27 protein-coding genes and 1 riboswitch are annotated in these 26445 nt (G+C 62.1%); of the genes, 10 read left to right on the top strand and 17 right to left on the bottom strand.

Annotated features, from left to right (window positions below; genetic code table 11):
- Window positions 1–124: 124 nt before the first annotated feature.
- The 5 genes from H163_RS22525 to H163_RS0108575 form a co-directional block, all read right to left on the bottom strand.
- A complete protein-coding gene (locus tag H163_RS22525) occupies window positions 125–1909 on the bottom strand; it encodes an IucA/IucC family protein (protein WP_019964162.1) in 1785 nt (594 codons plus the stop codon).
- Window positions 1906–2862 carry a GNAT family N-acetyltransferase gene (locus H163_RS23650; RefSeq protein ID WP_019964161.1) on the bottom strand — a complete coding sequence of 319 codons (957 nt, stop codon included), beginning with the start codon at window positions 2860–2862 and terminating at the stop codon, window positions 1906–1908. Before H163_RS23650 ends, H163_RS22525 begins: the two co-directional genes overlap by 4 nt.
- Before the next feature lie 16 nt (window positions 2863–2878).
- On the bottom strand, window positions 2879–4726 hold the full coding sequence (locus tag H163_RS22515) for an IucA/IucC family protein (RefSeq protein WP_019964160.1): 1848 nt from the start codon (window positions 4724–4726) through the stop codon (window positions 2879–2881).
- Window positions 4727–4814: 88 nt separating this feature from the next.
- Window positions 4815–6161, bottom strand: a complete 1347-nt coding sequence (locus tag H163_RS22510; RefSeq protein WP_019964159.1) for a lysine N(6)-hydroxylase/L-ornithine N(5)-oxygenase family protein — start codon at window positions 6159–6161, stop codon at window positions 4815–4817.
- Window positions 6158–7447: an MFS transporter gene (locus tag H163_RS0108575; protein WP_147290376.1), complete on the bottom strand. Its 1290-nt coding sequence runs from the start codon at window positions 7445–7447 to the stop codon at window positions 6158–6160. The genes H163_RS22510 and H163_RS0108575 overlap by 4 nt, the downstream gene beginning before the upstream one ends.
- Before the next feature lie 395 nt (window positions 7448–7842).
- On the opposite strand from H163_RS0108575, the gene H163_RS0108570 reads away from it, so the two are divergent.
- From H163_RS0108570 to H163_RS0108560, 3 genes are all read left to right on the top strand, one after another.
- Window positions 7843–8613 carry a PRC-barrel domain-containing protein gene (locus H163_RS0108570; RefSeq protein ID WP_160118244.1) on the top strand — a complete coding sequence of 257 codons (771 nt, stop codon included), beginning with the start codon at window positions 7843–7845 and terminating at the stop codon, window positions 8611–8613.
- A 101-nt stretch (window positions 8614–8714) separates the two neighbouring features.
- A complete protein-coding gene (locus H163_RS0108565; protein WP_019964156.1) occupies window positions 8715–9017 on the top strand; it encodes a hypothetical protein in 303 nt (100 codons plus the stop codon).
- Between the two features lie 3 nt (window positions 9018–9020).
- Window positions 9021–9440, top strand: a complete 420-nt coding sequence (locus H163_RS0108560; protein WP_019964155.1) for a hypothetical protein — start codon at window positions 9021–9023, stop codon at window positions 9438–9440.
- Window positions 9441–9637: 197 nt separating this feature from the next.
- Here H163_RS0108560 and H163_RS0108555 read toward each other — a convergent pair whose 3' ends face one another.
- The 3 genes from H163_RS0108555 to H163_RS22505 form a co-directional block, all read right to left on the bottom strand.
- Window positions 9638–10549: a diacylglycerol/lipid kinase family protein gene (locus tag H163_RS0108555; protein ID WP_019964154.1), complete on the bottom strand. Its 912-nt coding sequence runs from the start codon at window positions 10547–10549 to the stop codon at window positions 9638–9640.
- A gap of 104 nt (window positions 10550–10653) precedes the next feature.
- Entirely contained in the window at window positions 10654–11241 is a 588-nt protein-coding gene (locus H163_RS0108550; RefSeq protein ID WP_019964153.1) for an RNA polymerase sigma factor, read from the bottom strand.
- Window positions 11238–11426, bottom strand: coding sequence for a NepR family anti-sigma factor (locus H163_RS22505; RefSeq protein WP_094462866.1), 189 nt, complete (start codon window positions 11424–11426; stop codon window positions 11238–11240). The genes H163_RS0108550 and H163_RS22505 overlap by 4 nt, the downstream gene beginning before the upstream one ends.
- Window positions 11427–11618: 192 nt before the next feature.
- Here H163_RS22505 and H163_RS0108540 point away from each other — a divergent pair, with 192 nt between their 5' ends.
- The 4 genes from H163_RS0108540 to H163_RS0108525 all read left to right on the top strand — a co-directional run bounded on the left by H163_RS0108540 (window position 11619) and on the right by H163_RS0108525 (window position 15654).
- The gene (locus H163_RS0108540; protein WP_026355633.1) at window positions 11619–12416 is read left to right on the top strand and encodes a response regulator; all 798 of its coding nucleotides are present in this window, start codon (window positions 11619–11621) and stop codon (window positions 12414–12416) included.
- Window positions 12417–12596: 180 nt separating this feature from the next.
- Window positions 12597–12761 carry a DUF1328 domain-containing protein gene (locus tag H163_RS23950; RefSeq protein ID WP_019964150.1) on the top strand — a complete coding sequence of 55 codons (165 nt, stop codon included), beginning with the start codon at window positions 12597–12599 and terminating at the stop codon, window positions 12759–12761.
- Between the two features lie 88 nt (window positions 12762–12849).
- Window positions 12850–13881, top strand: coding sequence for a sensor histidine kinase (locus H163_RS0108530; RefSeq protein WP_026355632.1), 1032 nt, complete (start codon window positions 12850–12852; stop codon window positions 13879–13881).
- A 144-nt stretch (window positions 13882–14025) separates the two neighbouring features.
- A complete protein-coding gene (locus H163_RS0108525) occupies window positions 14026–15654 on the top strand; it encodes a CHASE domain-containing protein (RefSeq protein ID WP_019964148.1) in 1629 nt (542 codons plus the stop codon).
- Window positions 15655–15676: 22 nt separating this feature from the next.
- Here H163_RS0108525 and H163_RS0108520 read toward each other — a convergent pair whose 3' ends face one another.
- From H163_RS0108520 to H163_RS22500, 4 genes are read right to left on the bottom strand one after another with little or no spacing between them, the layout of a single operon-like run.
- Window positions 15677–16282: a thiamine phosphate synthase gene (locus H163_RS0108520; RefSeq protein ID WP_019964147.1), complete on the bottom strand. Its 606-nt coding sequence runs from the start codon at window positions 16280–16282 to the stop codon at window positions 15677–15679.
- Window positions 16279–17055 (bottom strand): thiazole synthase, encoded by a 777-nt coding sequence (locus H163_RS0108515; protein ID WP_019964146.1) that lies wholly within the window; start codon window positions 17053–17055, stop codon window positions 16279–16281. The genes H163_RS0108520 and H163_RS0108515 overlap by 4 nt, the downstream gene beginning before the upstream one ends.
- Before the next feature lies 1 nt (window position 17056).
- Window positions 17057–17254 (bottom strand): sulfur carrier protein ThiS, encoded by a 198-nt coding sequence (thiS, locus tag H163_RS0108510; RefSeq protein ID WP_019964145.1) that lies wholly within the window; start codon window positions 17252–17254, stop codon window positions 17057–17059.
- Complete coding sequence (locus tag H163_RS22500; RefSeq protein WP_051105352.1) at window positions 17251–18300, bottom strand: FAD-dependent oxidoreductase; 1050 nt, start codon at window positions 18298–18300, stop codon at window positions 17251–17253. Before H163_RS22500 ends, thiS begins: the two co-directional genes overlap by 4 nt.
- A gap of 76 nt (window positions 18301–18376) precedes the next feature.
- A riboswitch (TPP riboswitch) is annotated at window positions 18377–18492 on the bottom strand.
- A gap of 207 nt (window positions 18493–18699) precedes the next feature.
- Between H163_RS22500 and H163_RS0108495 the strand changes: the two genes are divergently transcribed.
- Window positions 18700–19149, top strand: coding sequence for a GNAT family N-acetyltransferase (locus tag H163_RS0108495; RefSeq protein ID WP_342210607.1), 450 nt, complete (start codon window positions 18700–18702; stop codon window positions 19147–19149).
- A 51-nt stretch (window positions 19150–19200) separates the two neighbouring features.
- On the opposite strand, the gene H163_RS0108490 is transcribed toward H163_RS0108495, so the two are convergent.
- From H163_RS0108490 to H163_RS0108480, 3 genes are all read right to left on the bottom strand, one after another.
- Window positions 19201–19701: a GNAT family N-acetyltransferase gene (locus H163_RS0108490; protein WP_019964141.1), complete on the bottom strand. Its 501-nt coding sequence runs from the start codon at window positions 19699–19701 to the stop codon at window positions 19201–19203.
- Window positions 19698–19970, bottom strand: coding sequence for a YjhX family toxin (locus H163_RS0108485; protein ID WP_019964140.1), 273 nt, complete (start codon window positions 19968–19970; stop codon window positions 19698–19700). Before H163_RS0108485 ends, H163_RS0108490 begins: the two co-directional genes overlap by 4 nt.
- Before the next feature lie 316 nt (window positions 19971–20286).
- Window positions 20287–21414: a tyrosine-type recombinase/integrase gene (locus tag H163_RS0108480; protein ID WP_019964139.1), complete on the bottom strand. Its 1128-nt coding sequence runs from the start codon at window positions 21412–21414 to the stop codon at window positions 20287–20289.
- Between the two features lie 523 nt (window positions 21415–21937).
- Here H163_RS0108480 and H163_RS0108470 point away from each other — a divergent pair.
- The gene (locus H163_RS0108470) at window positions 21938–22834 is read left to right on the top strand and encodes an Arc family DNA-binding protein (protein WP_019964138.1); all 897 of its coding nucleotides are present in this window, start codon (window positions 21938–21940) and stop codon (window positions 22832–22834) included.
- Window positions 22835–22849: 15 nt separating this feature from the next.
- Here H163_RS0108470 and H163_RS0108465 read toward each other — a convergent pair whose 3' ends face one another.
- Both H163_RS0108465 and H163_RS0108460 read right to left on the bottom strand, forming a co-directional pair.
- Window positions 22850–24178 (bottom strand): HlyD family type I secretion periplasmic adaptor subunit, encoded by a 1329-nt coding sequence (locus tag H163_RS0108465; protein ID WP_051105351.1) that lies wholly within the window; start codon window positions 24176–24178, stop codon window positions 22850–22852.
- A 1-nt stretch (window position 24179) separates the two neighbouring features.
- Window positions 24180–25874, bottom strand: a complete 1695-nt coding sequence (locus H163_RS0108460; protein ID WP_244296024.1) for a type I secretion system permease/ATPase — start codon at window positions 25872–25874, stop codon at window positions 24180–24182.
- Window positions 25875–26126: 252 nt separating this feature from the next.
- Here H163_RS0108460 and H163_RS22490 point away from each other — a divergent pair.
- Window positions 26127–26445: VCBS domain-containing protein (locus H163_RS22490; RefSeq protein WP_040678441.1), on the top strand; the 319-nt coding region annotated here is incomplete at its 3' end.

Here is a 26445-nt window from a genome sequence, read left to right as displayed (position 1 = left end):
CTGGTCTGCGGTGGCTTGGCCCTTGCGGCCTGGCTTCCTGATATTGGCGCTACAACTACATATATGAATTAAAGATTCAAGTTTCGTACGAAGCCTGCGCCTTGCAAAAGTTGTGCTGTTGCGTTCACGCAACATTTTCACGCCGGCACAGCGGGTTGCGTAGATCCGTGCCGAGGGCGGGCATCGGGCGCTGGGCGGCATCGCCATAGCCGATGGCAAAGCGGACCTTGTTGATGCAGACCCTCGGCATCGCCGGATTGAACAGATCGAACATCTTGTACCGTTCCGCCAGCTCCGGATGGGCCGCCATGTAAGCTTCAAGCACATCCGCCAGAAGCCGGTAGAACCTGTCTTCCGGCAGCACGCCGGACGCCTCGAGCCGGGCAGAGAAGAAGCGCAGCACGGTGACGAAATGCGCCGTCTGGATGTTGTGAACGATATAGGCCGGAGGCTTCGACGGCAGCACGGCCCTTACCTCGTCCGGAAGGTCCGCCTGTTCGGGAAACACCACATTGACCAGATCCACATCGCCCTGCAGATCCTTGATGGCAATGCCCGCCGGCACGTCCCTTTCCAGCACCACGGTGATGTTCTGCCCATGGGCGATGAAGCCCGTGCCGAAGCGGCAGAGCATGTGGTAAAGCGGCGCCACGCTGACCTCGAACAGGCGCTTCAGCCAGTCCTCGAAGTCCATTCCCGCCCGGCGCGCATGGGCCACGGCCAGCGGGCGCCCCTCCGCATCGGGATGCAGCAGCGCGGCATAGAGGCAGGCGCGGCGGTGCGGCCCTACCCGGCCGGAGGCATTGTCGCGCCAGATCACGCCCAGCGTTTCGCCATGCTGATAGGGTGCGTCCTCCATCTGGCCATAGAGCGGATGCCGGTACCAGATGCCGCGCGCCTCGCGCAGGATCGTCACGTGCCGGGCCAGCAGCTCATCTGAGGCAACGATGCCTTCCAGCCAGTCTGACAGGGCAGCGCCAATGGCGATGTATTTGCCCGGAATGCCGCGCCAGGCGGAGGTGTTGAGGATGGTCAGCGCCACCTTCACATCCGCCGAGCCGGGCCGGTCGATGCTGGTGAGCGTGCGCAGGCTGGGACCGGCCACATAGCGCCCGCCGAAGCTGCCGAGGAACACCAGACCACCCGTCGCCAGATCCGTGACATAGGCCTGCTGGATCACGTTGTCCCACTGCCAGGGATGCACCGGGATCAGCGTATGGGTCTCAAGGCTCAGCCCCTTTTCCGTGAGGCGGGCAAGAAGCTTTGCCGCCTCATTTCCTCCAAGCTGGCGGCGCAGGAAGGCTGCCTCATCCCCCTCTCCGCCCATGCGGCAGTTCTGCCGGGTGGCGGCCAGCCAGAACAGGGAGAAGGGTTCGGCCGATTCCGGCGAATAGCGGGCAAGGTCATCCGCGCCCCAGCCAAGGCGCCCCTTGTTGGCCACCGCCTTGGGGTGGCCTTCCAGCAGCCCGTGCAGCACATGCACCGGAAGGTTCAGCAGCCGTTCCGCATCCAGCCCTTCCGCCTTCTGATGCAGGATCATGTCCTGCCGCAGGGTGTTGGAAAGCTCGCGCAGGAAGGTGGCGAGGGTTTCCGGTGCCATGCCGAGCTCGGCCCTTGCGTCCAGCGTGAACTGAAGCGGCGAGACCGCCCCCTCCGGCTCGCGCCGGATCGTCCGGCTGTCCGTCAGCAGGTTGCCCCAGGCGCCGGTGCGGGCGCCAAAGCGCCAGGTGATGCCGGACTTGAGGCGCAGGGCATATTCGCCCGGCCCTTCAGTCTGCGGCGCCAGCACTTCCTCGTAGGTCAGCTCGTCGAGCATCTTGGCGAGTGCGGTCCGGCAAACGGCGTTCCAGCGGGCGTCAGCAGCGCTGCGGCTGCCGGCCGGGGTGGACAGGGTGAAGGGCGCGTTCACAGCCGCACCTCCGAGAAGAACCGGTCACGCGGGCAGCGCATCAGGGCCGAGCGCTTGTGCGGGAAGTCGAATTCCTTGACCTTTTCGTAGCCCACCTCCTCGGCGTAGTTCAGCAGCTTGGCATTGTCGACGCGCGGCTCGCCCATGATGTTTTCCGTCATCGGGCAATCAAGGAAGAGGTAATGCAGCAGGCCGCGCAGCCAGGCGCCGGTCTTGGCGCGGCCAAGGTGGCGGCGCTCGCCGATCAGCCCGTGCCAGGCCCGGTCCCAGGGGCCGCTGTCATAGAAGGGGCCAAGCCGGTCCTCCCGCACCCAGTAGGTTTCGAAATAGCCCGCGTCCTCGCCGTTGAAACAGCCGATCAGCGGATAGGTATGCGGACGCTCCGCGAAGGCGGCGAGATAGTCGCGCAGCTTCGGCTTGTCCCAGGCCAGTTCCCAGAAATAGGCGACGCGGCCATCGTTCATCCAGCGGTGGAAGGTGTCGAGGTCCCGGTCGATGTCCACCGCACGGAAGGAGACGGTGAGATCGGCCACCGGGTCATACCGCTCATAGACCACGCCCACCGGATGGGGCGGGCGCAAGGGGTGGTCGCGGCCATCGGGGCCCGGCACCAGCCCGGTGCGCAGCCGTCCCGTGGGCCTGTGCCCCAGCCAGACCATGTCTGTCTGGTAGAAGCCATCGCGGCGCACCTCCAGCCCGCCCGCAACCGGATGGGCAAAGGGCAGATCGCGGATGGTGAGCGGCGCATCTGCCGGATCAAGGATCAGCCGTTGAAGGCTTCCGTCAGCGGCAAAGGCCGCTTCCAGCGCCCGCAGCACGGCGCCGGTCAGCTCGTCCGCGCCGGGCATTGCCCCGTTCAGGCGCAGCGACAGAACCGGTGTTTCCCCGGTGCTGTCGAGACGGGTGGTCACGAGGGCTTCCGCCCGTGTGGTGCTGGCAGCATGAATGTTCATGGGCTGTGTCTCCGTGTCACTTCCCGTCCGCGCGCGTCAGCGCCAGCAGCGGGTTCGGCATTTCAAGGAAGGCGGCGAGCTGGCCCGAGCCATCGCCCGAAGCCTCGTTCACGTTGCTGAGGCTGGTACGGTAGTTGCCCTTGCTCACCCAGGTTGGCCGGTTCAGCAGGAAATCATGCAGGCTGGTGTCGCCCCGGCTTTGCGCCTTTTCCCGTTGCAGGAAGGTGAGAAGGCAGCGGTTGGCCCGCTCTTCCGGGATCAGCCCATCCAGCACCAGCGTGGCGATCACGCTCATCAGGTTGTTGACGATGACGTAGTAGCAGACGAGCCCATCGCCCAGCTCCGGCGGCACCACGTTTTCGGCGTGGCGGCCGATATCGGGCAGGTGCCTGGCCAGCATTTCGTGATGTGTGGTGAGGTGACCGGTGCCCTGACAGTCGCGCAGCCACAAATGCGCCGGCCAGCCATGCGGATCGAGTGCCAGCGTCATGTTTTGCTGATGCGCCCCGAAGAGAAGGCCGTAGCGGGCGCGGATTTCCAGGAGCGGATGGATCGCCACATCAAGGAAACCCTGCAGCCAGCTCTCCGCCAGCTCCTCCACCGCGCCGCCATCGCGTGCGGCACGGGCAAGGATCAGCTCGCCGAGAGGTGACGCGCCATCAGGGCGCTGTTCGCACAGGCCCGCCATCATCACCGGACCGGATGCAGTTTCATCACGGAACGGGTTGTCGCGCAGGACAACGAAACTTTCCTCCAGCGCGCCGCCATCGGCATCCTTCAGCGCCACATAGGCTGGTTCGCGCAGGATCGAAGCTTTGGGGAACCCGGTGGCAAGGCTTTCCCCGATCGGGCCATCCAGCAATTCGGCCAGTTGCAGACCCCGCTCCACTTCCTTGCGCGCCAGCGTGCGGCGGGAGTTGGTGAGCCGCAGGGACAGCGAGAATTTCAGCATCGACGGTGCATGCCAGGCATGGACACCCCGGAACGAGCCGGTGGCGGCAAAGGGCTGGCCCAGCTCGCCCAGCGGGCGCAGCAGGCCTTCGCGCACGAGGGCGATGACATCCGCCCGGGCGAGAAGCTTCGGCGCCTGAAAGGGATGCCAGGGCAGCGGCACGAAGCCGTCTTCCGGCTGGCGCAGCTCTTGCGGCAAGGACGGATCACTGTCTGCCAGTGCCCGCAGCATCTGTTCCGCCGGAACCGGCATGCCACTGGCCAGCACAAGGATGGAGCGGTGGGCAAGGCACCAGAACAGCGGGAAACGCCCGCCCAGATCCGGCGCGAAGCGGCGGGCCTCCTCCAGATCCAGCCCGTCGCGGCTGCGCGGATTGGGATGGGTGGCGTGGCCGCCGGTCAGGGCCTGCTCGCCCTGCTGGAAAGTCCAGCCTGAGGCGAGCCCCAGCGGCTGGCGGGCGCGGAAGGCTGCTTCGGCTGCAAGGCGGCTGTCCATCACCCGCTGCAGCAGCTTCATCTGCAGCGCCGCATCGCCCGCGCTTGCCACCGGATCGGTGACGAGCAGGGCCAATGCGGTGGCCAGCGGCACCTTGCGCAGGCTGCCATCAGCACTCATCAGGCAGAAGGGCAGGCGCACGGCGGTGCGGAAGGGGGTGCGGGCAGGGGCGTGGATCAGCAGCGCATCGCCGCCCGCAAGCGGCAGTTTCAGGATTTCCCCGCCCGGACCGGCAAAACCGTCCGGCAAGGCTGTCTGAAGGCGCGCTGTTTCGTCCGGTCTGGTGACAGACCATCCGTCCCACTCGCGCAGAAGAGCGTTGAGAAAGGCGCTGGTGGCGGAATGGTCTGCCAGGGCGGCGGCATCCGTGGGCGCGGCAGCGGGCGCAAGCTGGGTCAGGGGCAGAAGCTGGTTCATGCCGGGTCCTCGTCAATCGGGATCAGGTCAGCCGCCGCCGCCAGGACCGGGGCGGGTCTGGCAGGCGGCGGCGACGGTGGCGGCCGGTTTACCCGACGGCCCGGGTGAGCGGGGTCTCATCCGGGATGCGCTTCGGCCAGTCCACCAGTTCCGGTCCGGCACTGACATCGAAGAGATCCTCTCCGGTCAGGGCGTTGATGATGACGGCGCTGCGCCAGGCCATCAGGCTCATCTGCGGATCGACGATCCCGTGCGACGACAGGCCGAGATTGAGGCCGAAGAGGCCGATGCTGGAAGGGCCATCCCATTGCAGGCGGTAGCTGGCATCCAGAACCGGCAGGCCATTGGTATCGAGATCCAGCCGGTGGCGCAGGGGCTCAAGGCAGGCTGGCAGCGCGGGGCGGGCGCCGGTCGCCAGGATCACCGCGTCAGCGCCGAAAAGCTCGCTCTCGCCGCTGGTGATGGCGTGGGTGTGCAGCAGGAACCCGCCGTTCTGCCGGTCCATCGCCTCCAGATTGCGGCCCGGCAGCAGGGAAATGCAGTTCTCGCCCATGAGATGGCGGCGGCGGTAGATCTCGGCAAAGAGCGTGTCCACCGTGGCGGGCGTCAGTCCGTCGCTGGCGAGCTTCTGGCCGGAAATCTCGCTGCGCTGGGCCTCGAAGGGGAGCGTCTGATAGGCTGCGACATAACCCGGCGTGAACACCTGATCGACAAAGCCGCCTTCCTCCAGCGGGGAGAAGCGCGGCAGATTGCTGATCCAGCTTACGTGCGCAGGCGCGCCCTCGGCACGGTTCAGAAGATCGAGCACGATTTCCGCGCCGGTCTGACCACCGCCAATCACCGCCACGCGCTTGCCCGTGAAGTTGCGCGGCTGGGTCAGGTAGGTACCCGCATGAAAGCAATCGGCCCCCAGATGCGCGGCCGTGCAGGGCGGCACAAACGGCGCCATGCCTGCGCCCGCGATGAGATTGTGCGCCAGCTCCGTGCGGCCGCTGGCAAACTCCAGCCGCAGGCGGCTGCCGTCCAGATGCACGGCCGTGGCTTCCTCGCCAAAGGTGAGAGTGTCGATCCGCCCGCTTACCCATTGCAGGTACTCGTTGAATTCCATCCGGGTGACGCCGGTGAAGCGGCCGGAGAGGAAGTCATAGAAGCGCTTCTTCTCCACCAGAAAGGCGGTGAAGGAATGCGGGCTCGTCGGCAGGACGGGCGTGACCAGATCCTTGAGGAACGAGGTCTGCAGGATCGAGCCGGGGAACATCAGACCCTGATGCCAGACGAATTGCTTCTTCTTTTCGAAGAAGCGTGCATTCAGCCCCGGCACGCTGTCGAGGAGCGCAGCGACGCTGAGATTGAAGGGGCCGATGCCAATTCCAGCCACATCAAGCGGCAAGGCGGGGGTGCCGGCATGGGGGCGCATTTCGAGCACGGGGTTCATTCGGATGCTCCTTTATGAGGGGCGTGGGCAGGGGCGGCGGCGGACAGATCCGGGAGGGGGAGCTGAAGCGCCGGGCCGCTGCTGCGGCTGAAACGGGTGAGGATTGGGATGAGAATTGCGGTGAGCGCGGTTGCGCCCGCCAGAACGGCAAGGGCCATGTCGAGGCTGAGGGAGCCCAGAACACCGCCCGCAAGGGAGCCTGCAGCAAGCCCTGCAAATTGCAGGCTGCTGAGGCGGGTGGAGGCCAGGGCACGGCCTGGCGCTGGCATGCCTTCGGCAGACAGCGTCAGGGCCGTATTGGCGCCCAAGGCTACGGAAAGACCGGCAGCGGTGAGTGCTGCGGCAAGCGCCAGGACCGGCAGGCTGGCTGCAAAGGCCAGAAGGCTGAGCCCTGCCGCGCAAAGCACTGCCCCGGCCAGGCGGCCTGCCTGAAGGCGGTGGCCAATGATCCGCTCAAGGCCAAGCTGCACGGCAATGCCCACGGCCACCGAGACGGCTAGGCACAGTCCCGCTGCGCTGGCCGCTTCCGAAGGAGAGAGAGAGAGCCGCTGCGCAATGAGGGGGCCAAGCAGAACATAAGCGGCGCCCGTGGACAGCTGCAGCAGGAAGCCAAGAGACAGAGGCCCCGCCAGCGGTCGCCAGCCCGGTCTGGCCGCGGCAGCTTCCCTCTTCGGAACCGGGCGGACGGCAGGTTTTCCGCCAGCGCCCTGACGCAGGAAAAGCACAAGCGCCGCCAGATAGACCGGCAGTGGCAGCAGAACGGGCGCCCAGGCGCCCAGCAGAAGCAGGGGTGCGATCAAGGCATTTCCGGCAAGGCGGCCAATGCCGTTCATGGCATTGAGGCGGCCGATGTGACCGGCCAGCGCCGCGCCCTCTGTTCCGGTGTTCTGCTGTGTTCTGACCGTGCCTGCACTTTGCGCCAGCGGCAGAATGGCCGGGGCGCTGAGGCTGTAGATCAGGCGTCCGGCGGCCAGAAGCCCGAAGGCCGGCAGGGCGGCGAGCCAGCCGTATGCTGCTGCGGCAATGCCTGCGCCCATCATCATGGCGCCGAGGCCGGCCCCTGTCAGCGTCAGCTTCAGGGCCCGGTCAAGCCCGCGGCTGGCTGCCACACGGCCCCAGCCCGGAATGGCAAGAGCAGCCGCGAGCAGGCCAAGCCCGACCAGGGCCCCGAGCGTTGCAAGACTGACACCGAAAAGATGCTGCAATACCGGCACAAGGGCGATCAATGCCGCCTGATGGAATGCATTGGCCGCCAAGGCCAGCATCAGCATCCGGATTTTTGTCACGGGTACGCAACCTTGAGTTTTTGATTTGGCCTTCGATACCTGAGTTTTTGATTCAAGTAAATATGATTGATGCGACCGGTCCGGCGGAGCGTGCAGCAAAAAATTTTGGAACAAAGTTCTCCGTGGTGTGTTTTGCTACCGTGTGTGGGAAAAACAGGATGGCTTTCAGTTGTTTCTCAATTCAGGGATCAGCGGGGCCATCTGCAAGAAATGGAGGATAAATAATGATCCAAAGGATTCTTGCTACGACCGCTCTTGTTTCTGTACTTGTTGCCGCTCCGGCAATGGCACAGGACATGAATAACGCAACAGGAACGGCGCCGTCTGTCGAAAATCCTGGCGTGATGCCTGGTGCTCCGATGGATGCACAGCCGGGTGTCATGCCGGGACAGGACATGAGCCAGCCGTCCGGCACCATCGCTCCGTCCGGCCTGCCGGGCATCACGTCTGAGGTTGCCGCCAGCAGCCTGATCGGTGAGGACGTCCATGCGACTGGTTCCACCGAAGGCGAGCACATCGGCAAGGTGTCCGATGTAGCGATGACCGAGACAGGCGAGGTCAACGCCGTGATCATCTCGGTTGACAGCACCGCTGATTCCGAAGGCAAGGACGTTGCCGTTCCCTTCGATCAGTTGACCTGGATCGATCAGAACGGCGAAAGCCGCCTGATGGTGCAGATGACGCCGCAGCAGCTCAATGCCGAGCCTGCCTTCGACAAGACCAGCCTGACTGGCCCGTCTGTGATCGGCGAGCTGAAGGAATCAGCCGGTTTGACCGATGAAACCGCAGGCACCACCACGGCCATGCCGGGCGCCGGTGCCGCAGGTCAGGCAGGCAGCACACAGGCTGCAGGTGTCAATGTGATCAGCACCGAAAGCCTGATCGGCACCAGCCTGGTTACGGCTGGCGGCGACACGGCCGGCAAGATCTCCGACGTGGTGCTCGCACCCGCCGGCAAGGCAGAAGCCTATGTGGTTGACGTAGGTGGCGTGCTTGGCATCGGCAGCAAGCCGGTCGCCGTTGGGGCTTCGAACATTATGATCCAGCGTGATGCCGAAGGCGCCATTCAGGCCACCACGTCAGTGACGCCGGAGGCCATCGAGAACGCCCCGGCCTACACGCTCGAAGCCTACAGGCAAAGCCCGGAAACCACGGTCATCCGTTGATCGTGACTGGCGCCCGCAGCTGCGGGCGCCACCAGCCGGATCCATCTTCTCCGAGAAATGACGGCCAGTCCGGCCGCAAAATCTGACAACAGGAGCATATCATGCCCGCAGCAGTTCAGAATGCCGCAAATGACACCAGCAAGTCTGTTTCCGCCAAGGATCTGGAAGAGCGCATCGCCCGCGTCCGGGCCGATGTCACCGATCTCGGAAAGGCCGTCGCCAGCTATGGCAGCGGCAAGGCCGATGACCTGAAGGTCGCCGGTGAGGACGCGCTGGAAACCCTCAAGAAAGAGCTTGCCGATCTGGAAGGCAAGGTTGTCACGCAGGTTCGCGCCCGTCCGCTTCAGGCGCTTGCCATCGCCGCAGGTGCCGGCGTTCTGGCAGCCCTGCTGCTGCGGCGCTAAACCATGCGCCTTCTGGCTTCCCTCGCCCTGGATACCCTGGGTGACGCAAAAGGAAGGCTGCGGCAGCTTCGCCGCAGCGTCCTGCTGCTTGGGGCCTGTGCCCTGCTGGTCCTCACCGCCTGGGGCTTCGGCGCCACCGCCGCCGTGATCTGGGTTGTCCGCACCGGATATGATCCGGTTGCCGTTCTTTTCGCCGGTGCTCTGCTGCTGCTGTCTCTGGCGGCGCTTCTGGTGGCCATCATGATGGTTTTGAACCGGCAGGACCGGCGCAAGCGCGAGCAGAAACGCGCGCTCAACGCCATCGCCCTTGCCGCAGCTGCGCCCCTTCTGGCCGGCGGAAAGGGCAAGACCATGGGTTTGGCCGTTCTCGCAATAGCCGGCCTGTTCCTCGCCACCCGCACCCGCTCGTCCGGCAGCGAATAACACCACTCACTGAGCTTGGCTCAGTGAGTTGGTGGCCAAGCCCGTGCGGTGCCAGAGCCATGTTCCAGAGCAATTTCTTGCCGTGATGCGCCTGCATCGGGAGCCTTGGAACAAACCCTTGCCAAGCCAGCCATCTGCATTCGTCCCGGCCTTGTGCCGGGATTTTCCGTTGTCAGGAGACCGGCGCCGGAGGGGGCTCACGCTGCCCCGGCCGCAGCCGGACGCAGCACGGCAAGAGCCTGCGGCTCGATCTTTACGGTGATCTTCAGCGGCAGGCCGACCAGCTCGCCATCCAGCACACCAATCTTGCGGCGCATGGAAGGGGAGAGTTCCACCTCGACCTCACGGGCGCGGTCATACATCAGATTGGCGTTGGAGCGCCATGCGCCACGGGCAAGGTCGGCGGCCAGCAGCGTTGTTTCCAGTGAGGTCAGCCGGTGGACGCTGTAGACACCCAGAACCCCCTCATCCAGCCGGGCCGCATAGGGCAGCGTGCCCTCGCCATAGACGTTGTTGGACACGGCAATGATGCTGAACCGGCCGCCCCGGACCTCGCTGCCGGTGCGCAGTTTGGCGCGAAAGGAAAAGGGGCGGAAGGTGGAGCGCAGGAAAGCGCGGAAGCTGCCCCACATCTTGGCAAGGCGCGAGGCATGTTCCGCCTTGTCGCGCTCCCGGATCATCTGCGCCTGCAGGCCGAGGGAAAACTGATGCACGAAGGGCCGGCCGTTCATCAGGCCAATGTCGGAGCGCACCACCTCTGCCTTCGCCAGCGCCGCGATGGCCTTGTCGAGCGGCAAGGGAATGGCGAGCGAGCGGGCAAAGAGATTCATGGTCCCGGCCGGAAGCACGCCCAGCACCTTGCCGGACCGGTAGGCCATCGCAGCGGCAGCCGAGATGGTGCCATCCCCGCCGCCGGCAAGGATGACCTCTGCTGCCGGATCCCCGGCAATGCGGCTCAGATTGTCTTCAAGGCGGGCGGAGGAGGTGACGATACATTGCACCTCATGTCCAGCGGCGGAAAATTCGGCCTCGATACGGTTGCAGACCGCCTGAATGTCGGCAGTCTTCAAAGTGCCGCCATCCCGGTTCAGAAGTGCTGTAACGCGCATTCAAACTCTCTTTCGTGCCGCAGCCTTTCAATCATAGAGCACAAGCGGGCGGAACGAAGGGCAGGTCTGCCCGCCGCAGGCAAGGCCAAAAGGCTGATTCGCGGTCAGCCGTGAAACAGCTTCTGGGTGGCCGGTGCAGACAGGCTGTCGGGGCCATAATCTTCTTCGCCGCTGATCTGCAGCCGTTCCTGCAGGCGGTTGCGGGCGCGGTTGACCCGGCTCTTGATCGTGCCGATGGCACAGCCGCAGATCTCCGCCGCTTCCTCATAGGAAAAGCCGGAGGCGCCGATCAGAATGATGGCTTCGCGCTGATCGTCGGGCAGCTCTTCCAGCGCCTTGCGGAAGTCCTGCAGGTCGAGCGAGCCATACTGGCCCGGATGCACGGCGAGACGCTCGGTGAACAGGCCGTCGCTGTCCTGCACCTCGCGGCCGCGCTTGCGGGCCTGACTGTAGAATTCGTTGCGCAGGATGGTGAAGAGCCAGGCCTTCATGTTGGTGCCCAGCTCGAAGCTTTCCTGCTTGGCCCAGGCCTTCATGATGGCGTCCTGCACCAGATCATCGGCCCTGTCGGCGTTCCCGGCCAGCGACACACCAAAGGCGCGCAGGCTTGGCAGGCAGGCGAGCATCTCACGCTTGAAGATCTTGCGCGGGTCTGCCGCCTGCGCCGTGTCTGCCGTCCCCGCTGCCGTCATTTCTTCAAGCTCCTCTCCTCAGCTTCGTCGAGGCGCTCCAGAAGATCGAGGAACCGGTCGGGAATCCCTTCGTTCTGTACCGTGTCGTAAAGCTGGCGGAGACGGGCCGAGATCTGCTGGGCATGAGCGCCATCCAGCGCTCCAGTGCCAGCGTCCGGTGTTCCGGGCTTTTTCCAGTCGTTCATGGGCATCATGCATCCGTTTCGTATCTGTCAGGAAAATGCGGGCCGTCAAAAAAAGTTCCAGGCAGGAGGAACTTTTTTTGGAGCCAGGCGTTTCTCTACCAAGATGCCCGTGCGTGCGGGCGGTCAAAATCCGGTTTCCCGGCGCAGTTCCATTCTGGACGCCACCCGGAAAGCCCTATGGAGCGTTTTTTTATGTCGCTTTCGACCCGTATTGCACCTCACCTGAGCTATCTGCGCCGCTACGCCAGAGCCGTGACCGGCTCGCAGGCATCAGGCGATGCCTATGTCGCGGCGACCCTCGAGGCCTTGATTGCCGATGTGTCGCTTCTGCCAGAGGCGCAGGACGACCGGGTTGCGCTTTACAAACTCTTTGCCACGCTTTTTGGTTCCACGCTGATCGAGATCGAGACGTCGGAATCGCCGTTCCTGTGGGAGCGCCGCGCCTCCAGTTACCTTGCGTCTCTGCCGCCGCGCAGCCGCCTCGCTTTCCTGCTGGTGTCCGTGGAAGAGTTCACCGTAGCCCAGGCGGCCGATATTCTGTCCGTAACGGAAACCGAGTTTGGCGCTCTGCTGCGTGAGGCGGCGGAGGACATCTCCCGTCAGGTGGCCACCGATATCATGATCATCGAGGATGAGCCGCTGATCGCCATGGATATCGAACAGATGGTGGAGGGGCTGGGCCACCGGGTCACCGGCATTGCCCGCACCCATGCGGAGGCCGTGGAACTGTTCCGCGAGACCCGGCCGCGGATGATCCTGGCCGATATCCAGCTTGCCGATGGCAGTTCCGGCCTGGATGCGGTGAACGAAATCCTCGCCGACGTGACGGTGCCGGTCATCTTCATCACCGCCTTCCCCGAGCGCCTGCTGACCGGCGAGCGGCCGGAACCGGCGTTCCTTGTGACCAAGCCGTTCAATCCGGACATGGTCAAAGCGCTGATCAGCCAGGCCCTGTTCTTCGATGAAAGCGCAAGGGCTGCCGCCGAGTGAGGCTTTTTCAACCGCTCTGAAGCGCATGTGATGGAACCAGAAAGACATTCAGCCGTTTCATGATCAGCGAACTGCTTCCAGATGCGCGGGGCCCCCGGCGGTGGAGGTTAACAAAACTCTTCAGGCGGAGAAGTTCTTGTCAGTAAAGACAAGGCCTCCGCCCCACGAAAGGAGCTGAACATGCTTTATTACGCGGCTGTTTTTTTCGTAATTGCGGTCATCGCAGGTGTGCTGGGGTTTGGTGGCATTGCCGGTGCTTCTGCCGGCATTGCACAGATTCTGTTCTTCGTGTTTCTGGTCTTCCTCGTCCTGTCCCTAGTCGCTGGTGTGCTGCGCCGGGGCTAGGGCAGAGGTGATGTTCCGGAGCGAACAGCAGGGGGGGCTGGCTGCAAAAGCAGCGGAGCCCCTTTCTGCGACAGTTGGAGTAGTGCCGGTGGTTCATCGGTTGATCTGGAAGGACCCGGGGCAGCCGGAGACCCATCTTCGTGAATATCTGCTGCTGGCGCTGGAGCGGTCAGGTATCTGTCTGACGTTGCAGGACAGCCAGCTGAACTATGTCTATGCCGCCAATCTCCCCGCGCCCTGGAGGCTGGATCCGGAGGCAGGCCATCCGACGGATGCAGCTATTTTCGGTGACGAGGTGGCCGGAATGCTGGCGGCCAGCAAGGCTCAGGTCATGGCCTCGGGTGAGCCTGCTTCCCTTGAAGCCGATCTCGGCGAGGCCGGGGTTTTTTCCTTCAATGTGGAACAGGTAACGTCCTTCGGTGCGCGTCCCTATCTGCTGACGACGATCGCCGACCTCACCGAAAAGACCCGCCGCGAGAAGGTACTCCGGGCGCTTCTGCGCGAGGTCAGTCACCGGTCCAAGAACCTCCTTGCCATCATCCAGAGCATTGCCTCGCAGACAGCGCGGCATTCGACCCGCATGGACCAGTTTCTGGCCAAGTTCCGGGGGCGGCTGCACTCGCTCGCGCAGTCGCAGGATCTTGTGACGGACTCCAATTGGCATGGAGCCTATTTCGAGGATCTGGTGCGCCAGCAGGTCAGCCGCTATGTCCCGCAGAATCCGCATCTGGTCGAGGTGCTGGGCGATAACGCCCTGCTGGACCCGAATGCGGCCTTGCATGTGGGCCTCGCCCTGCATGAACTGATGGTCAATGCCGTCAGCTACGGAACGGCGCTGACCGTTGGCCCGCCGGTCACGGTGCGCTGCCGGGTGAGCAAGCAGGACGGAGTGCGTGTTGCGGAAATCGTCTGGATCGAAACCGTGACGCCGCAGGCCGGCGAGACGGATGCCCCGGCAGGTGCCGCCCAGACATCCCGCACGGCCTATGACCGGCATTTTGGCAGCACCGTGCTGGAGCGGGTGGTGCCGCAGGCTGTCAACGGCAAGGCCAGTTACAGCCTTACGCCGCGTCTGGTGACATACAGCATCGAGTTTCCCCTGGAGCCCCATCCGGCCTGATTCCTCCGGCCAGATGGGGTTAACTCCGGAAATTCACCACATTATCCTAACGTAACCTATTGAAACCTGACAAGGCACGCCGTTTACTCCCCTAACCGGCAGGGTGTGTGTACGCCCTGTCCCCTGAGCACGGTTGCAGATGTCATGAGGAAGTATCTCTCCCCGGCCGTGTTTCTTGCCGTGGTCTGTGTTGGACTGTGGCTGACCTGGGCCGTTTTTCAGGCCGAAACAACGGCAGAACGGCAGCGGTTTGAAGCCGTTGCCCGGGAAGCCATTGACAGGGTCAGCAGCCGGATAGACCAGCAGCTCAGTGTGCTGGCTGCCACCCAGGCCTTTTTCGAGGCTGCGGGGGGCGTTGCCGGGCATAACGAGTTTCGCACCTTCGTTCTGGGCCTTGAGCTGACGGGCCAGCTTCGCGGGCTGCAGGGCGTCGGCTTTGCACAACTGATCCGAACCGGGGCTGAGGCCCCTGTGAATGAGGCTCTGTCCGTCCATTTCGGGCCTGAAGCTGCCGTCTGGCCCAATGCCACCGCAGAAGACTGGCGCACGCCCATTGTGATGCTGGAGCCGCAGGCCTCACGCAATGCCCGGGCCATCGGATATGACATGTTCAGCGAGCCCCTGCGCCGGGCCGCCATGTCGCGTGCCATGGAAACCGGCAAGCCCCATGCCTCGGCGCCGGTTGAACTGGTGCAGGAGACAGGAACAGAAAAACAGTCAGGCTTTCTGGTCTATAGTCCCTTTCGCGGAAGCCAGCCGCGTGCGCTGGGCGATGAACCCGGCCGGCACCCGGACGGTTTCATCTATGCGCCGGTGCGCGCGGGAGATCTCATTCTGGCGTCTTTGACGCATCCGCAGGAGCTGCCTGTCGAGGTCGAGGTGACGGATCTAGGGGCTGACAGTTCCACTCAGCCCGTTCTTTTCCGGTCCGAAGACTATGCGCAACTTTCGGAGCAGAGTTTCCAGTCCATGTCAGGAGAAATCACCGTTGCGGGCCGCGGCTGGCTCGTGCGGGTGCGGCAGCCGGACGTTGAAAACGGCATCGGGGCGCATTGGCGCTCGCTGCTGATCTGCACGTTTTCACTGCTGTTTGCAGCGGCCCTGGCGGTTTCCATCCGCAACCAGAACCGGGCCGTCGAAGCCCGGCGCGAGCTGGAAACCCTGTCGCAGCAGGTCATCGCCGAGAAGGATCTGATGCTTCAGGAAATGAAGCACCGGATCAAGAATTCGATCGCCCGCATCCTCGCCATTGCACGGCAGACGGCCAGCAGTTCTCCCTCGCTGGAGAGCTTTTCCTCCTCCTTCGCCTCCAGACTGCAGGCCATGGCCAATGCGCAGGACCTCTTGACCCGGTCCCGCTGGCAGCGGGCCGGGCTCAACGAGCTTCTGGAGCAGGAGCTGGAGCAGGTATTCGGCGAAGCGCTCCAGCGTGAAAAGCTGTGCGGTCCTCCGGTTGTCCTCAACGAAAAGGCTGCGCATGCGCTGAGTCTCGTCTTCCACGAGCTGGCAACCAACGCGCTCAAATATGCCCGCGTTGGCGATGAGGGAGGGGCCTTGACCGTGGACTGGACGCTGGAAGCCACCCCCAAGGGCAAGCTGCTTCAGCTTGTCTGGACCGAGAAATCCGCACAAGCCGTGGAACCCGGCACAGCCAAGGGCTTCGGCACACGGCTGATTGACGCCAGCATCCGCGGCGAGCTGGGTGGCAAGATCGAGCGTGAATTCACCGGCCATGGCCTGACCGTGCGCATGAGCGTACCGCTGCAGGCCTGAGGCCCGGTCCCCCCGCTGGCGATCAGCGCCAGCGGGCCGTGGCGGCGAGCCATTCGCGCACGCGCGCTTCCGGATCTGTGTTGCGGGTGATGTCGGTGGCGACCGCTGCACTGTCAGCCCCTGCGGCAAGCGCCGCCTCCGCCCGTTCCGGCGTCAGGCCGCCAATGCCGATGAGTGGCAATGCGCCAATGCGGCTTTTCCAGATGCCGAGCCTTTCCAGCCCCTGCGGCACCCACTTCATCTCCTTCAGGATGGTGGGATAGACCGGACCCAGCGCCACATAATCGGGCTTCGCGGCAAGCGCCGTCTCAAGTTCGGCCTCGTCATGGGTGGAGAGTCCCAGCTTCAGCCCGGCGCGGCGGATGGCGGCAAGATCGGCCTCCGCCAGATCCTCCTGCCCCAGATGCAGCCAGCTGCAGCCTTCGTCGATGGCCATCTGCCAGTAGTCGTTCAGCACCAGTGTGGCGCCATGCGCCTCGCACACGGCTTTTGCCTCGCGGATCTGGCGTCGCAGTTCTTCAGGTTCGCAGCCCTTGACGCGAAGCTGCACCAGCTTCACGCCCTGCGGCACAAGGCGCGCGATCCAGTCCGCGCTGTCGACGATGAGATAGAACGGATCAAGCGTCATCCGAAGGCTCCCTTGCCAATGATAGGGGTTGATGGCACGGCCATGTCCCTTGGTTCAAGCAATCCGGCAAGATAGCCTTGGCGCCCCGCCTCCACCGCCCCGGCAAAGGCTTCGGCCATCAGCTCCGGATCCGCTGCCCCGGCCACGGCCGTGTTGAGCAGCACCGCATCAAAGCCCAGCTCCATCACCGTGGTGGCATGGGAGGGTCGGCCAAGCCCGGCGTCGACGATCAGCGGCACATCCGGAAAGGCGGCACGCATGGACCTGAGAGCGGCAAGGTTCTGCGGGCCCGCAGCCGTGCCAATGGGCGCGCACCAGGGCATCAGCACCTGGCATCCGGCAGCCAGCAGCTTTTCCCCCACGATCAGGTCATCGGTGGTGTAGGGGAACACCTCGAAGCCTTCGGCGCTGAGAATGCGCGCTGCCTCCACCAGTTCGAACACATCCGGCTGCAGCGTGTCGTGGTGGCCGATCACCTCCAGCTTGATCCAGTTGGTGGCGAACACCTCGCGCGCCATTTTCGCCGTCAGCACGGCCTCGGACGCGCTGTGGCACCCGGCGGTGTTGGGCAGCACCCTGACACCCAGATCCCGGATCATCTGGAAAAAGGCGCCGCCATTGCGCCCGCCCGCCGTCTCCCGGCGCAGCGACACGGTGACAATCTCCGCCTTCGAGCGCCGTACGGCATCAGCCAGCACGGCAGGGGAAGGATAGCGGGCCGTGCCCAGCAGCATGCGCGAGGTGATCTCGCAGTCATAAAGCTTGAGGCTCATCTCAGCCTCCCTGCATGGGGGACAGGATCTCGATCCGGTCACCCTCGTTCAGCGCGCAGGCATCCCGTGCCTCGCGCGGCACCAGTTCGCCGTTGACGGCGGTGGCCAGCCAGTCGCTTTCATAATCGAGTTCCAGCAGCAGGGCGGGCAGGGTTTCCGCCGCACAGGCCACGGCCTCGCCATTCACCAGCACATTCATGGGTTTGCATCTCCCTTGTTTTCCATCAGCCGCCGTGCGGCCATATCCGCTGCCTGCCGGGCGAGGGCCGGGGCGAGCAGGAAGCCGTGCCGGTACATGCCGGCCACGGCCAGATCCGTGCCGGGGGGCAGATGTTCCCGCTCTGCCACCACGCGCGGCATGTTGTCGTCAAAGGCCGGACGCACTCCGGCGCCAAGCTCCACAATGCGCGCTTCGCCGAAGGCCGGATGCAGCGCATAGGCGGTGTTGGTCAGTTCCATGACCGAGCGGGCCGTGACCGGGCCGCCATCGTCGCTTTCGATCATGGTCGCCCCCACCATGAAGCGCCCGCCGCCGCGCGGCACCACATAGAGCGGATGGCGCGGATGCAGCAGCCGCACGGGCCGCGACAGGGAAATCTCGCCGGTCTCCAGATACAGCATCTCGCCGCGCACACCGCGCAGGCCCTGTATCCGGTCTATGGCGCCGGGGCCCGTGCAGTCTATGACGAGGGATGCCTCGCTCTCTGCCGCTTGCGCCGCATCGCCCAGGCGGAATGTGACGCCTTGCGCTTCCAGCTGCTTCCACAGCGACGTCATGGCAAGGCGCGGGTCGAGATGCGCCTCTTCCTCGAAGAACAATCCGGTCATGAAACGTCCCGCCAGCGCAGGCTCCAGCTCTGCAATCTCCACAGCATCCACCATGCGGTGTCCAGAGGACCGGCTGGCAAAACGGCGCAGTTCCGCCTGATCGCGCGGCGGGCACAGAACCAGCGTGCCCTTGCGGGAGACAAGCCCCGGCACGGCCGCCTCCCACCAGTCTCCAGCTTCCAGCCCAAGCTTCAGCACCTCAGGCCCGGCGGTCTCCGCCTCGCACCAGGGCGCCAGCATGCCGCCGGCATAGAAGGAAGCCCCATGTCCCGGCGCCGGACTGGTGTCGGCCACGGTGACGGCAAGCCCAAGGCGGGACAGTTCGAGCGCCGCCGCAAGCCCGGCAACCCCTGCCCCGCGCACGAGCACCGTAGAAGAGCCTGACAGTCTGGAAAGGCGAGAGTGTGTCTGGCGCATCCGCTTCCGGCTTTCGTGGCATCGGTCTCACGGGCGGAAGGGCTTTGTGAGGCGCCCGCTGGCAAACGCCAGACCCTCGCGCATCACGCACCATCCCTCCGCCAGCGTGAACTGGATCAGGTTCAACGGGTCACTGCGCTGCATCGCCAGCAGTATCTCAGCCCCTTGCACGGGACACCCCAAGGTGAAGCCCAACCTTTGCGCCGGGAATGGAGGCTTGTCAATCGCGGGAGAGGGTGGCTGCGTTGACAGCAAGGGGCCGCGCGTCTAGGACAGGCTCAGTCAGCCAGGGAGATTTATGCGCAGACGCTTCAATCCAGTTTGACCCTATTGGGTGAGCGGCCATCCGGCCGAACGATTGATTGTGCGCATTTGCGCCTGACTGATGGAACTATGAACATGACTGACCTTTGCATCAGGCCGTACCGGCCGGATGATACCTGCTGCCTGCTCCGCATCTGGCGGGCAGCCTCCGAGCTGGGTCATCCCTTTTTGGGCCAGGACCAGCTCGATGCCCAGGAGAAGCTGACCGCAGAGATCTATCTGCCCATGGCTGAAACCTGGATCATCGAGGTGAATGGCCAGCCGGCCGGCTTCATCGGCCTCCTTGATGGCTTTATTGGTGGTCTTTTTGTGGACCCGGCGCAACACGGGCGCGGCCTTGGCAGGGCGCTTGTGATTCATGCGCTCAAGAGCCGCAGCAGCCTGGACCTGGAGGTCTATGCCCGCAATGAGGCCGCCCATGGCTTTTACCGCAGGCTGGGCTTCACGGAGGTGGGCCGGCGTCCGGAGGATGACAACGGCTTGCCCTTCGAGCTGATCCGGCTTCGCCTCGACAAGCCCTTCTGACGACAAGGGATGACCGGGCCGTATCCTGTGGCGATGCGGCCCGGCCAAGTGTCAGTCCGGCTGGTTCAGTCCGAAGGCAGGGTGATGGATCAGCTCTCCCTGCGGGGCCTGCCCGTCGAAAGGCAGCGCCAGAACCACACTGGAAGGAACGCCCGTGACACCCAGGCCGGGAAAGGCCCGGAAGCCAAACCGGGCATAATAGGCCGGGCTGCCCACCAGCGCCGCCCCGCGCGCCAGCGGCCTGAGCTGGCGCAGTGCTTCGCGCATCAGCGCCGTGCCAATGCCCTGACGGTGCCGTTCGGGCAGCACCGCCAGAGGGCCGATCAGCCCCCAGGGGCCATCGGGCCCTATGCGGGCCCAGGAGGCGGCGAGATAGCCCGTTACCTCGCCGTCCTCTTCGGCGATGAGTGAAAGCGCAAGGGCCCCATCGGCCCGCAGCGCCTCGACAATCGCGGCCTCCGTGCCGGTGGATTGCGCCAGCATCTTGAGCGCTTCGGTGACCACGCGGCGTATCGCCGGAGTGTCTGCGGCCATTTCGGTGCGGATGATCATGCGAATGCCTCCTGACGGTTGTCGGGCTGAGCCCGGACACAGAGGCGTCCCTTGCCGGAAATCCGGTAGGGGCTGGATGCCCTGGATTCAATGAGGCGCTTGCGCCGCAGTTTGGCAAAGACCTCGGGCGTGCAATTGGACAGGAGAAGGCCGTCGCGCGTGAAGCACTGCACGTCCGTTATGCGGCCGCTGCCGGACCGGTGATGGCGGATATAGCCGCCTTGCGCCAGCACGTGCAGAACGCGCTGTTCGCTGCGAGAGATGTTCATGGAAAAGCCTGTGTGCAGAAATCACCCTGGCACCCTTCGGGCACGGCAAAACCGCCGCTGCGAAACGGTGCATCTGGATGTCCCGGTTGATCGGGACAGTCAGCGGGTGGTCACAAGCTCCAGCATCTACAATCCCCTGTTGGCTTGGATTGGACGGCTCCGATTTAACGCAAGGGCAGGCAAACCGTCAACAGCGAACAGGCAACGGCCCTTCCCGGCTTTTGCAAAGATATCCGTTTTCTAGTTTTCTATAAAAAATGGCGCACCCGAAGGGATTCGAACCCCTGGCCTCTGCCTTCGGAGGGAAGCTCGCATGTCAGGTTTTCTCCTTTGATTTCAGTATCTTGGTTTTCACTCGCTCCAGCCCCTGTACGCGGCCTGTACGAAGCGCATCGAGAATCTTCCGCTCTCCGTCCTCAGAATGCCCATAGGTGTCGAAGAGTAGTTTCACATCTTTCCAGCGGCCAAGCTTGGCGACGGTATGCGGGTCAATGCCCTGCCGGTTCAGCATCTCGGTGGCAAAGCCGTGCCTGCCTGCGGCATGGGGCATACGGTGGTCGATACCGGCCGCATCGCAAACCCGTTTCCAGCGCTTGTAGACGCTTGCCCGCGAGGCATAGCCAAACAGCAGCAGAGGGCGGCGCTGGTTGGGATCGTTTGTCCGGCGCGGACGGCGGGGCTGCAACTTGGCAAGATCGGCGGCGAGTTCATCCGATAGCTTCACATCGGTTCGGGGATAGCCTTTTGCGGCTGGCATGGAGACGGTACAGCGCTCGAGATTGAGATCATCCGGCGTCAGAGCGAGAGCCTGACTGATGCGCGCTGCAGTCTCGAACATGAACTGAGCCAACAGCCCAAAACGGTGATCAGTGTGCTCGCGGAACAGATAGATCCACGTCCAGTCGCCCGGTGTCTTCTCAACGCGGCTCTGCCTTCCCCGTAACAGGTCTTGCCGTTCGCGCTCGCTGTCTGAGTAGCCCTTGATCCTGAGGGGCTGGCAGCGTCCAAGATCATGGGCGTGATTAATGACAGCGCGCACCGGGTTGATAATCTGCTTGCGCCAGGTTTCGGTTGAACTCCTGGGCGAGATCTTGGGGCCTAGCTCCCGGACCATCTTCGAATTGATCTCGCTGACCGGCTTGTCCTCCAGATAAGGCATAACCTTCAGAAGATATCCGGCGAATTCCGGCGTTGGATTGTAAAGTTCAATCGCATCAGCAAACAGGAACGGAGGCTCGATCTTCGGCTGCTCAATCTTTGGCAGCTTCGATCTGTAATACTCCTCAATCTGCTGATCTCTAAACCAGCCTAGGTACCTTTCTGCATCAGCCTTTCGAGTTTTTCCCGTACTCTTGCGGAAGTAGGGGCTGTTTGGGATTTCGTCGATGCGGCCCCGGAGGTGCCAGACATCAGAATCTGTGCGCTTGATGAGTTCGAGCGGCATTGGATTGCCTGAGTTAGGATTTGTTCGATGTGATCCGGGTGCATCAGCATGGGCCGGGTACATTGGTAGAATGCGCCAAGGCGTCTGGCTCGCGCTGTCAACTGGCGGGCAGAGACCTTGATGCCCTTCTCGGCAAAGATCGAAACCCACTCGTCCGCCGTCTTCGCCTCTGTCAGCGCCCTGGGCAGTATCCCGGTGTCAGTCATGCCGGGCTCCCTGATTGGGACACTTGCGAACGCCCGCCTGCATGGGCCTGCGAATTCTCCATCTCCTCCATCCGCTGCCGTATGCACCGCACAACCTCACTGTTCAGCGAAGATGCATTCTTCAGCGTTTCGTTCTCCAGGAACTGCCGTGCCTCATGCGGAAGGCGCAACAGGATTTTGGACCAATCTTGACGACTCATCGGTTCCTCCGTCTTGATAGTACCGTGATATATAAAATGATTGGTCAAAAGTGAAATCAAAAAACTCAAGTTAAAGGGACTATTTTCACGATAGCGTGTCGGTAGTATCAAGCTAAGATGATGAGTCAGACAAAAGCCAAAGACAAAGACCAGTTCGTCGTTCGTTTTCCGGACGGCATGCGCGACAAAATCGCTGAAGCGGCTAAAGATAATAACCGTTCGATGAATGCTGAGATTGTCGCCCGGCTTGAAGACTCGTTTATGTCGAGCGCTGCTTCTAGGTACAGGTGGGCGCTCGCACAGATCAACGATGCCAGTTCGGTGCAGACTACTGTCTCCATGCTTGCGGAGGCCATCTCGGAGCAGACCGCAGAGCTTCTGGAGCGTGTCTTTAGTGGTACCGTATTTCCTGCGTTTGAGTTATCTGATCGCGCTGCACGATACCTGGGCGTGCGTCCCGCATGGTTGAAGCATGGCGAAGGCCGCCCCTATGAAGTCGGCTCAATTTCAAGCTATGGGGCAAAGCTTGCGGACGAACTCGTTCGTGAAAAGCCCAAGAAAATCGTCTTCCTGCGCAGCATGTCACGAGAAGGCAATGTCGCAATCGTCGTTCACAGGCATGACTTTGTCTGCGAGGTTTTCACGACGACACTTAATCTGAGCGATCAGATCGGTGGGCATGGCGAATATGATTTGGCCAGTTTCTCAAATACCTGCCGGAAACTGAGGCTCCATTATCAGGATGTGGCTTCCGTCGGGCTCCTCTTGGAGTCTGAACACTTCATCCAACTGATCCACGGCCAACTTTATCCCCTCCTCGCCGTCAAGCTGGCGCGTCCCTCCAACTGGCTGTCAGACTGGTGGGATCCATCCAGCTTCGAGCGCCAGACAACAGACTTGGATTACTGGGACGGATATCGCGAGCTTTGTAAGAGAGTCTACGATGTGACCGATATCGTTTCATCACTGCAGGTGGAGCGAGATGAGATAATGGGAAGTAATATTCCTATATAGTATGTATATTAAATATTATCTTTCACGCATCGCATGAGAAATCTGATCATATAGAGGCTTCATCAGATATGAGAGGATAGTTCGGTCACCTGTTTCTACAAAAGTTTCTGCCGGCATACCTGGAACCAACCGCTTGCCATCCAGTTTAGTCAAATCGCTGTCAGGAATTGCCAGCCGCACCGCATAGAAGGCGTGGCCTGTTACATCGTCGCGTTGCAGGTCCGCGGAGATCGTCTGGACGCTGGCCGTCAGATCGGGAGTAGTTCGTTGGTCAAAGCTCGGGAACTTGATTCTCGCAGTCTGACCTGCAGTAATTTGTGAAATGTCCTTGGGCTGTACCTGAGCCTCGATTACAAGAAGGTCTTCTTGCGGGACAATCAACATTATTACTTCACCAGGCGCGATGACACCACCGATCGTGTGAACTGCCAATTGGTGCACAAATCCACTTTGTGGAGCGAGTAGCACTATTCTCTGCAGTTCATCTTCAGCTGCAATTTTCTGCTCCTCAAGACCGGCGATGCGAAGCCTTACGTCTTGCAGTTGCTCCAGAACGGAGGCCTGCATTTCGTCATCTAGCTGCAGTATCTGGATGCGGCGTTCACTGATACCTTCACGCACCTGCGCAATCCGGGAGATCAGCTCGCCTCTCTCACCTTCGAGACGTGTCCTCTCTCGCCGTAGGGCAATGACCCTCGGCTTTGAGACAAGGCCTTTTTCGAGCAACCCGGTGAGATCTGCGAGTTCTGTATCAATCAAGGCAATTTCAGCTTCCTTGGCAATCTGTTGCGCATCAAGTCCATCTATCTGCCGCTCAAATTGAGTGATCTGCTCGGCAAGCTGATCCTTGCGGCCTCCAAGTGAGGCCCGTCTTGCATTCAAGAGATTGATTTGCCCCTCTTGAGTGAGCTTTATCTCCTCCCTTCCGCCAATAGCAGAGGCACGTGTGCTGAAAGTGATGGTTTCGGCGCCGTCCCGTTCAGCAAGAAGTCTTGCTTCCTGGGCGTATAGGTCAAGCAACTGCGTGGAAACCACGGCGAGATTCGCCTTGGTCACTGTGTCATCAAGTCTGACCAGCTGCTGGCCTGCCTCAACATGATCACCGTTGCGCACGTAGATCTCGCGTACAATGCCGCCCTCCCGGTGCTGCACCTGCTTGACATTGGTTTCGACCACCACGGTTCCTGATGCGACAACAGCACCAGAGATCGTCGCGAAGGCCATCCCAACACCAAGGCCGCCGAGCACCAGAGCTGCAAGTGACAGAAGGCCCCAAAAATGCTTTGTGACGCTATTCGCTAGTTGTTGATCGACAGCCGCTGCCGATAAGGGCACAACGTTCATCTCACGCAACTCCTGTTTGGACCACAGGCGTCACGAGGCTGCGCAGGACTTCGTCCTTGGGGCCAAACCCTGCCATCTGCCCATCTCTCAGCATGAGAATCTGTTCAACTGCAGCTACAGCACTTGGGCGGTGAGCGATGATGATCACGATTGATCCCTTCTGCCGCATGGCTCGGATGGCCTGTGTCAGCGAAGTCTCCCCAGCGCCATCAAGATTGGAATTGGGCTCGTCGAGAACAATAAGAAATGGGTTGCCATAGAGCGCTCTTGCGAGACCGAGGCGCTGTAGCTGCCCGCCAGAAAGCTGCTCTCCTTCTGTGCCAATGAGGGTATTGTAGCCCTCAGGAAGCCCTGTGATGAACTCGTGCAAACTAGCAAGCTGCGCTGCTTCTATGACTGCAGCCGAATCGGCTTCGCTGGAGAATCGGGCAATGTTCTCAGCAACCGTACCGTCGAACAGCTGAACATCCTGGGGTAGATAGCCGATGATCCTGCCGTGCATGTCTTCCGGCCACTGCGCTAGTTCCGCGCCATCAAGCCTGACTGCGCCGCGCTGGACCGGAATGGCGCCGGTCAAAGCCCGTGCGAGCACTGACTTTCCTGAGCCTGACGGGCCGATGATGCCCAGTCCGTCTCCTGCCGAAAGCGTGAAACTGATGCCGTGGAGAATGGGCCTTGCCACTCCGACCGGGGCACAACTGATCGCTTCTACTTTCAGGAAGCTTCGCGGCAAGGGGAGATCCATGACTGCGGCTTGCGCCGGCAGTGCATTCAGTACATTGCAAAGGCGCCCGTAGCCTTGACGGGCAGCAACAAATCCGCGCCACTGTCCAACAGCCACCTCGACGGGCGACAACGCGCGCGACATCATGATTGAAGCCGCGATCATCACCCCTGGAGTAATTTCTTGCTCGATCGCGAGATAAGCTCCAAGACCAAGAACCGCGGATTGAAGAATGAAGCGGAATGTTTTGATCGCTGTACCGAACAAGCCCGACCAGTCTGATGCCCTTCGCTGGGTGGAGAGATATCTCGCATTTTCGGTGTCCCAGCGGGCTGCCAGTTGCTTGGTCATGGCCATTGCCTTGATGACTTCGGCATTCCGGCGGCTTGACTCGACTGTGAAGGCACGCCGGGCAGCTGACCTCGCCGCCTCTGCCGAAGGGCCTTTTGACGCAGCTTCATTCATGCCAATCAGGATGAGAATGACTGCTGCACCACCAACTGCAAGACCGCCAAGTAGTGGATGAAATAGAAACAATACGCCTAGATAGACTGGCATCCAGGGCAGGTCAAAAATTGCCGTAGGACCTTGGCCTGCGAGAAATTGGCGTATCGCATCCAAATCCTGCACCGGACGAAGCCGTGCTCCCTTCGGTCCCATGTAAACCGGCAGCAGGGTTGAAACCTTAAAGACAAGCCCTGACACTTGAGCATCTATTCTTTGGGCAAGCCGCGCCAGCACTCGCCCCCGCCCACCTTCCAGAATGCCATAGACCAAGTAAAGCGTTACAGCGAACACGGACAGAACAATCAGAGTTGGGAGCGACCCGCTCGCCAATACGCGATCATAAATCTGTAGCATATAAAGTGGGCTGGTAAACATCAGCAGGTTTATGACAAAACTGATGAGCCCGACAACGAACATGCTGCGCTTAATGCTGCTAAATGCGCTTTGAAGTGAATCTTCGCTCACGTCCGGCCCATTGATCTTGAGTTATAGGAGTGTTGTGTTCGACTAGATCACGTGAGCGAGAGTTTGTTACTGTCACCAAAAGTAAACAGGCAGGCAGCCGCAACTAACGCTTTTGCATCATTTGAGGTGTGTTTGAGCGCACGGTTTTTCACGGCAATTTCCGATTGTATAAATAATTTTCTGGACATTTCTCGCAATAGATGAATTGCCTAGGTTGTGCAACTTTTTTCGAATTGTATGTGGTGATCCATCATGAATGCTCCTGTCGCCCCTGCTCTGTTTGTTTCTGCCTTGGAAGAGGGCCCCGCCCTGACGGTGACGGCGGACTTCACCGACGTGGACGCTTCGGACACGCACAGCTTTGAGGTGGATGTCACCGGCACGCTGGGCACGGTGGTGAACCATGGCGATGGCACCTTCACCTACGATCCGGCCGGGGCCTTCGAGCATCTGGCAGCAGGCGAGACGGCGACGGATACGTTCCTCTACCGCGTTACCGACAGCAACGGGCTCAGCTCGCAGCAGACGGTGACGGTGACCATCACCGGACAGAATGATGCGCCGGTGGCGC

This window comes from Pannonibacter phragmitetus DSM 14782 (assembly GCF_000382365.1).
GTDB classification, from domain to species: domain Bacteria; phylum Pseudomonadota; class Alphaproteobacteria; order Rhizobiales; family Stappiaceae; genus Pannonibacter; species Pannonibacter phragmitetus.
The sequence above is the reverse complement of the archived record's forward strand: the minus strand, read 5'-3'. Positions and strand labels throughout refer to the sequence as shown.